The sequence below is a fragment of the Schnuerera sp. genome, from assembly GCF_035459645.1.
Lineage (GTDB): Bacteria > Bacillota > Clostridia > Tissierellales > Tepidimicrobiaceae > Schnuerera.
This window is the reverse complement of record NZ_DATHXO010000540.1, coordinates 1-8619: the sequence shown is the minus strand read 5'-3', so window position 1 is coordinate 8619 and position 8619 is coordinate 1. Positions and strand designations below refer to the sequence as shown.

General features: G+C 30.1%; 6 protein-coding genes. All 6 read right to left on the bottom strand.

The window, feature by feature from the left end:
- A partial coding sequence (locus VK998_RS12665) for a peptide ABC transporter substrate-binding protein (protein WP_325228958.1) occupies nucleotides 1–1557 on the bottom strand: 1557 nt, incomplete at its 3' end.
- A 334-nt stretch (nucleotides 1558–1891) separates the two neighbouring features.
- Nucleotides 1892–3745 carry a sigma-54 interaction domain-containing protein gene (locus tag VK998_RS12660; RefSeq protein WP_325228956.1) on the bottom strand — a complete coding sequence of 618 codons (1854 nt, stop codon included), beginning with the start codon at nucleotides 3743–3745 and terminating at the stop codon, nucleotides 1892–1894.
- 11 nt (nucleotides 3746–3756) lie between these two features.
- The gene (locus VK998_RS12655; RefSeq protein WP_325228954.1) at nucleotides 3757–4845 is read right to left on the bottom strand and encodes a dipeptide epimerase; all 1089 of its coding nucleotides are present in this window, start codon (nucleotides 4843–4845) and stop codon (nucleotides 3757–3759) included.
- Nucleotides 4846–4947: 102 nt separating this feature from the next.
- On the bottom strand, nucleotides 4948–5865 hold the full coding sequence (gene glsA / locus VK998_RS12650) for a glutaminase A (protein WP_325228951.1): 918 nt from the start codon (nucleotides 5863–5865) through the stop codon (nucleotides 4948–4950).
- Between the two features lie 14 nt (nucleotides 5866–5879).
- Nucleotides 5880–7544 (bottom strand): nucleoside kinase, encoded by a 1665-nt coding sequence (locus VK998_RS12645; protein ID WP_325228949.1) that lies wholly within the window; start codon nucleotides 7542–7544, stop codon nucleotides 5880–5882.
- A gap of 26 nt (nucleotides 7545–7570) precedes the next feature.
- Nucleotides 7571–8536, bottom strand: coding sequence for an RluA family pseudouridine synthase (locus VK998_RS12640; RefSeq protein ID WP_325228947.1), 966 nt, complete (start codon nucleotides 8534–8536; stop codon nucleotides 7571–7573).
- Nucleotides 8537–8619: the final 83 nt, after the last annotated feature.

The following is an 8619-nucleotide window of genomic DNA, read 5'->3' as shown; positions in this document are numbered from 1 at the left end:
CTCATTTACCATATTCTCATAAATATTCTTTCCATTAGATTCTTTATATCCTTCAGCTAAGTGGGGCCAATTATAAGTACCATCTGGATTGAAAGGATCTGTATAGGTTTCAGGGTCTGCATAATCCGGCCCCCAGTTGCATTCTAAGAATGCATAATTTCCAGATCTCCTTACTTCTTGTAAGAAACCAGTTGGTGGTTTAGGATCTATTATTATATCTATATAATCTGTTCCTAATAAGTTTTCCATTTGTTGTTCTATTACTTGCGCTCTATTAGCCCAATCGCTTGAACCAGTATTATAAGGCATTAAAACCTTTATTGGGAATGTAGCTTCATCTTGTAGGTCCTTTAAGGCCTTTTCTTTATATTCTAAGGCCAACTTTTCATTGAAAAAGTCATTATTGGTAAATTCAGCCAGACCTTCTAATTGTGTATAATCAACGCCATCTAAATCAACAAAGTTCTTAGGTGTTACAGTATTGCTTATTCTCTTTTCAGGATCATATGGTTCTGCTGTTAGCATAGCTGCTTTTCTATCTAAAGCATGGAATAATGATTTACGGAAATCTTTATTATTTACTACTATTTTCCAATTATCTGGTTCATACTCTTCAGGAAACTGAGGGTCAAAATTTAGGCAGTAAAAGTAAGTATAAAATCCTGTTCGATTTGGACGAATGAGTGCTTCCTTTTCTGGATCTTTCATCCATTCATCTAAAATATCAGCAGGGATTGCTGTATAATCTATCTCTCCACGTAAAAATAGTTCTGGAGCTAAGGTACCAGCTTCTTTATTATAGGTATGGATTATTTTTTCAATGTGTATATTTTCTTTATCCCAATACTTATCATTGGCAACAAGAACCCTTCTATTTTGTGGTTCAAAAGTTTCCATTATATAAGCTCCATTGTATAAAAAGTTTATATTATCGGTACCAAATCTGTCCCCAACCTCTTCTAAAAATTGTCCATTTGCTGGAAAAAAGCATACATAAGTAAGCATAGATAAAAAATAGGGTGTAGGAGTTTTAAGAGTATACTCTAATGTATATTCATCTAAGGCCTTTACTCCTACCTGTTCAAAATCTGTTATATCTCCGCTGTAATATTCTTCAGCATTTTTTATAACACTATAAGCTATATTAGCAGTTTTAGATTCATTAGTTGGATTCAATATATACTTCATAGCGTCAACAAAATCCTGAGCTACAACTTCTGCATATTCTTCTCCATCATAAGTTAACCATTTGACCCCTTCTCTTATTTTAAAGGTCCAAACTAAATTATCATCTGATAAATTCCACTCCGTTGCAAGTCCTGGTTGTACTACTCCATATCTGTCATAATCGATTAAAGTATCTACTAAGTTTGCAGCTATGGCAAATTCATTTGTAGTTGAAGTAACTAAATAGTTTAATGTAGTAATTTCTCCAGAATAAACCGTATTATATTCTTGGACTGCAGCTACATTATCCCCCGATGTTTTCTTCCCTCCAGATGAGCACCCTGTTATAATTATTAGCAATGCCATAGTTAAAGCTAATAATCTTTTCATAATCTCCCTCCTCAAATAATACTATTAATAGAAGACAAAATTATTAATATTCCCTCCTTCCCTATAATCCTAATTAATAAGCTTTATGCATAATATAAAATTATATTTATATTAATTATGGCAAAAAACATGCCACTTTTTTTATAATCTCTATCTCCCTTCCAAACATTGCTTATCATTCCATTTGATTTTTTTGATTAATTTAAATTTTCCGAATATTAGGAATTTAGTAAAACATCTATTTCTGCATCATCCTTATCCTACATTAATAGAGGACCATTTTTATGTTTTCCCAACAATAGGAGGCTTTCCTATTGTTGGGAAAGATTTGCTGTTAAATATTGTATCTTTTTAGTTTTTCATAGAAAGTTGTTTTACTAATCTTTAGTGCTTCCATAGCTTTTTTCTTATTACCTTTATAAAAACTTAAAGCTCTTTTAATTGCATTTTTTTCACAAAGAGCAACAGTTTCTTTTAATGGAGTTATATCTTTATTTCTAGATTTTTCTTCTTTAATATCTAAGGTAATATGTTTAGACAGAATTGTATTGTTTTCAGATAGGTTTATGGATCTTTCCAATATATTTTCTAATTCTCTTACATTTCCAGGCCAACTATGCCTAGTTAAAAGATTTAAGGCTTCTGCTGAAATTCTCTTGGTCTCTATTCCAATGTCTTTACATATTTTTGGTAGCAATACATCTACCAAAGAATAGATATCTTCGATTCTTTCCCTTAATGGTGGTATCCATATGGGAAATACATTTATTCTATAATAGAGATCTTCTCTAAATCTTCCTTCTGATATTTCCTTTTCCAAATTCTTATTGGTTGCTGCAATAATTCTTAAACTTACTTCAATTTTTTCCATACCTCCTACCCTATAGAAACTTTTTTCTTGAAGGACTTGAAGTAGTTTTACTTGTAAGTTCAGTGGTATATCTCCTAATTCATCTAAAAATATAGTCCCTCCATTGGCCATTTCAAAAAAACCAATTTTCCCTTCTTTATTAGCTCCAGTAAAAGCTCCCTTTTCATATCCAAATAACTCTGATTCTAATAAAGTTGTAGGTATTGCTCCACAATTTACGTGAATAAAAGGCTTATCTTTGAATCTACTATTTTCATGTATTCCTTTAGCCAGTATTGTTTTTCCAGTACCACTTTCACCTAATATTAAAGTAGTAGAATTAGTCCTTGAAGCTTTCAAAGCCAATCTTTTAACATGATATATTTCTTTGCTTTCACCAATTATATTTGGAAATACCCTTTTTAAGATCTTTTCTTCTTTTAGCTTACCTTCTATTTTTTCTAAATAAAGTAAGGCGTCATCTCTCTCCCTAATTATCTTTTTAATTTCAGAAATATCCTCTACTTTTAATGCTGCACCTACTCTTATTCCATCTTTATCTACAGGAATCAAAGTGCACATGGTGGGAATTCCATTGATTTCTTTGAATTCATCTATATAATTAATATTTTCGCCTTTTGCTACTTTATAGAATTCTTTTATTGTGGAACTTCCCTTGTGGATATCAAATATATCTTTGCCAATTGTATTTAAGATATTGGAGTTCTCACCCTTGCCACGATAATTACAACCCTTTAACAGATCGTTTATACTTTCACCTCTAGCTGTATATCCTTGTGCCTGATAGAATTTCATTTTTTTAGTGTCCTTATCTAAAACTACCATATGCCCAATAGCGTTTATATAGTTCATTGAAAATTTCTCATTATCCACTTCAATTGTTATTATCTTATTAACAAAATCTATTATTGCACCTATATCTACTCCCAAATAATTTGATTTAAGCTTTAAGGTATCTTCCATATTATCGGACTTTAAATATTTATACATGGGAGGTATCCCTTTTTGATTAAATACTCCAATTGCTAATATTGCATCCCCTTTTTCTATGTTCTTGTCCTTGATTCCTAAAGGTTTCAAAGAATTACCATCTAAATCCCCATCATCTCTACCTAATGAATTATCTCCAATTATTATTATATCACCTTTATTTATTTTCCCACTATCATGACTTATTTGTTGATTATAGACTATGCCAAATATTTCTTTAGCTTTATTGTTATATATTTGAATTCTACCTTCATTATCTATGACTATAAAGCCTTCAGACATCATGTCTGTAAACATATTTACATAGTCTTTAGAATTAAAAAGCATTTTACCACCCTTTAATCATAATTGACATTCCCAATTTTATTAAACCCTAATCCCCGTTTGTCAGGTAAGTTTATAAGATATTCATCATATTTAGCCCCACCATCAATTGGGTCTTCAGCTAATAGGTTAGGACTATCTAGGTCAAACTTGGATATAACTTTTTTGCCTGCTGCTAAATGGGCTGCAGCTGTTAATCCAATTTTACTTTCTAGCATACACCCAAGCATACATTTTACTCCGAAGGTCTCGGCAATATTACAAATCTTTAACGCATTATAAATCCCACCAGTTTTCATAAGTTTAATATTGACCATATCAGCTGCTCTATTTTGAATTATATTTAATGCATCTAATGGAGAAAAACAGCTTTCATCAGCTAAAATAGGTGTAATAACATTTTGTGTTACATATTTTAATCCATCAATATCATGAGCTTTAACAGGCTGTTCTATTAGCTCCATATCCAATCCTAAATCCTCCATCTTTCTAATGACCATTACAGCTTCTTTAGGAGTCCAGCCTTGATTAGCATCGGCTCTAATCTCGATATCATCACCAATAGCTTTCCTAATTGCTTTTATCCTTTCTAAATCCTTCTTCCAATCCTTTCCTACCTTTATCTTTAAAGTCTTATATCCTTTTTCCACTGCCCTTATACTATCTTCTACCATTTCATCTGGTTCATTGACACTGATAGTTATATCTGTAGTTATTTCTTTTCTATATCCACCTAGAAGTTTAAAAACAGGGATATCATATAGTTGTCCATAAAGGTCATATAATGCCATATCTACTGCCGCCTTAGGGCTTGTATTATTAACTAAAGAATTATGAAGAATATCCATCAAATCTTCAAAATCTTCTATAGATCTGTTTATTAACTTTGGTTTTATATTTTCAATTATAGCACCTTTAATAGATCCCATAATGTCTCCTGTAATCACTGGAGTAATTGCAGCTTCACCATAACCTACATGCCCTGTATCCGTAGTTATCTTTACCACTGCATTTTGTAATACCTTTACTTTTCTTAATGCAGTTTTGAAAGGTTTCTCCAACGGTACTATAATTTCTCCTACTTGCACATCTTTTATTTTCATTATAAATTCCCCACCTTTTATAATATATTAATAAGATTATACTACTATGTGTCTATGTATCATTTTAAAACATCTTTAAGACAATAGTAGTCATACAAAAACCTATATAAAAATACCGAGATCTAGTTCTTCAGACAAATCTTTTAATATACCATATCCACCAATAGAGTTCCCATGTTTGTCTAATGCTGGTCCATAGACGCCAATACCGAAATTATTTGGTACTGACGCTAAAATACCACCTGCAACTCCACTTTTAGAAGGAATTCCTACTTTTGCTGCATATTCCCCACTAAAATCATACATACCACAGGTCATCATTATAGCCATAATAATAGATATTATTTTATCATCTAATATTCTTTCTTTTGTTTCAAAAATTCTTCCTTGATTGGCAAAAAATAAACCTATTTTAGCTATATCCTCACAATCCATTTCAATAGAACATTGTTTGAAATATACATCCAATATTTCTTCTACATCGTCTTCTATTAATCCTTTGTTTTTCAACAAATATGCTATGGCTCTGTTCTTATCTCCTGTATTTTTTTCAGATAGATAGACTTCTTCATTATAATTTAAAGTGGTGTTATTCGTTATTTTTTTTAAAACTTCCAACAGTCTATATAACTTTACTTCACCATCTCCTTTAATTAAAGAAGTTGTAACTATAGCGCCAGAGTTGATCATAGGGTTTGCAGGTTTGTCTATATGGGGAAGGTCTAATTTAAAAAAAGAATTAAATGGTTCATCTGTAGGTTGCATACCTACCTTTTTAAAAACTTCCTCTTCTCCATTATCCATTATTGCCAACATTAAAGATAATACTTTAGATATACTTTGAATAGTAAACTTTTTATAATAAATCCCACTTGAATAAATCTTTCCTAAATTGTCTATAATGCAGATCCCTAAATCCTCAGGATCTGCATTTGCCAATAAAGGGATATAATTGGCCACTTGGCCATATTTTGTAAGTGATTGATTTTTTTTAACTATTTTATCTAGTAATTCTTTCAATTGAACCCCTCCATTTAATGGACATCAATATCAGCGCCACCGATAAACTCTCTTAAAATTGAATTAGGCGGAATTATAGTTTCATCTTCTATGTCAATGAAATATTTTAAAAACTGCAATAATCTTCTACATTCAGAATAGTACTTACTACTATTATCTACCTGTTCTAAAAGAGGTATTGCATGTTTTTTAAGTACTGACAACTCATAAACCAAGGCAGAGTCAAACATTATATCTGCTTCTTCTTGGAAGGGAAATATGTTTCTTTCTTCTCCCTTTGTAACACCTTGCCATAGTTCAAAAGTTCTAAAGACATCATTGCCTCTAAACTTATTGTCCCTAACCATCCTTCTAATAAATCTTGTGTCAGTAGTAGAAATTCTGTTATGAGCATCTATATTTAACTGAGTTAAAGCTGAAATATAGATTTTGAATTTATTTTTTTCTGGAATATAAGTGGTTAATCTAGGGTTTAATCCATGAATTCCTTCAACTATGATAGGATGATCTTTATCTACTTTAATTTTTATACCTGAGTTTTCATTTTTACCAGTTATAAAATTATATTTAGGTAATTCTATCTCTTCTCCTTCTAGTAATTTGACTAAATCTTCATTCAATCTTTTTAAATCTATAGCTTCAATGCATTCAAAATCATATTCCCCTTTTTCATTTAAAGGTGTTTTGTCTCTATCAACAAAATAATCATCTACTGATATAGCTATAGGTCTTTTCCCATTAACCTTTAAATGGACAGCTAATCTTTGAGCAAAAGTAGTCTTCCCTGAGGAAGAAGGTCCAGCAATTAAAATTATATTTATATCATCGTCTTTACAAATCTCATCCGCAATATGTCCAATCTTTTTTTCGTGAAATGCTTCAGATATTCTAATAACTTCACCAATATCTCCATTAATAACTTTTTCATTCAAAGACCCTACATAGCTTAAATCCAATATGCTTGCCCACTCATTGGCCTCTTTAAAAACTTTTGCTAGTTTTTTCTGTTCTTTAAATTTTGGCATTTGATCTATGCTTTCTGTTGTAGGAAAAAGTATAATAGCTCCTGGATAATAGTATTTTAAATCAAATATTTTTACGTATCCAGTAGAAGGTGCCAAATATCCATGAAATCCATCAATATGTTCTCCAATTCTATAGGTTTGAATTAATTTCTTGTCTAAAGTGTTATAAAGCCTTACTTTATCTTCATAGCCCTGTTGGCTAAATAAAAAGATACCTTCTTTTGCTGGAACTTTTTCTCTCAATATAGGTAAATCCTTTTCTATAATAAGTTTCATTTTCTCTTTAACCTTTTCTATTTCACTGAAACTAATAGACTTGCCTTCCTCCAGTTCAGCATAAAGACCTTCTCCTAAAAATTGTTCTATTTTTACCGTACATTGAGGAAATATTTCCTTACAAGCCATAATAAACACAGCAGAAACAGTCCTTGTATATATTTTATATCCGTCTTCATCTTTTAAGGATAAAAATTTTATTGACATATTCTCCTTTATTTCTTTACTCAAATGATATATTTGATTGTTTATTCTAGCACCAAAATATTTTTTATAATTCTTACCAAAAACTTCTTTTGATAATTCTTCTAATTTAGTACCTTTCTTCATTGATATTTCTCCAAATCCTTCTACATAGACTTTTATTTCTTCTTTCATCCTAATCCCCTCCAATTCTTATACTACTAAAATAGTTCTTTCTCTATTCGAATAAACTTTTCATTTGCTTCTGCTATAAATTCCTTACCCTTTAAATAGGCTAAAACCCCATATGTTTTATTAAATTTAATCCTATAGCCATGAAGAAATTGACTCTGTAAGTCATATTTTTCTTTGAAATATTTATTTGTAATAGTATCTCCATACTTCATATCCCCAATAATTGGATGACCTATAGAAGCTAAATGTGCTCTAATCTGATGGGTTCTACCAGTTATTAATTCTATCTCTAACAAACTATAATGAGAGGATCTATTCAATAGTTTAATGCTAGTTAAAATTTCTTTAGAATCTTGTCTTTTATTATGGGTTATTGCTACTTTATTTAATTCTTCATCCTTGGATAAAAATCCTTCTATTATTTTATCTTTTTTTATCCCTCCTTTAACTATGGTTTTATAATATCTACTAATTTTTTTCTTTTTTATTAAATCATTAGCTACCTTTAAAGTTGGATAATTCTTTGCTCCAATAATTATTCCACTAGTGTTTCTATCTAATCTATTACAAACCGCTGGTGTAAAAGTTTTTTCAACTTTTGGATTATATTCTCCTTTCTCATAAAGATAATATACCATACTATCTACAATATTGTTACTAGATTCCTTTTTTGCTGAATGTGATAGTATACCTACTGGTTTATTTATCAATATTATATTTTTGTCCTGATAGATAATATCAAGGTCTAAATTACTTTTTTCTATTTTTATTTCTTCTCTAAATTTTTCTATGGTTTCATCAGCTAAATATAATTGTATAGTATCTCCTTCAAATATTGTAGTTTCAGGTTTTGCTTTATTATTATTTAATTTAATATTCTTTTTTCTAATCATCTTATATATAAAGCTTTGATTTGCTTTAGATAGATATTTTTTTAAAAACCTATCTAATCTTTGGCCGCTGTCATTTTTGTTAATAATTAACTCTTTCAAACTTTCCTCACCTTTTCTTTATTCTTATGTTATAATTATAATATAGATTGACATATTTTAAAAATCCTATTCTCTTGAAAAGT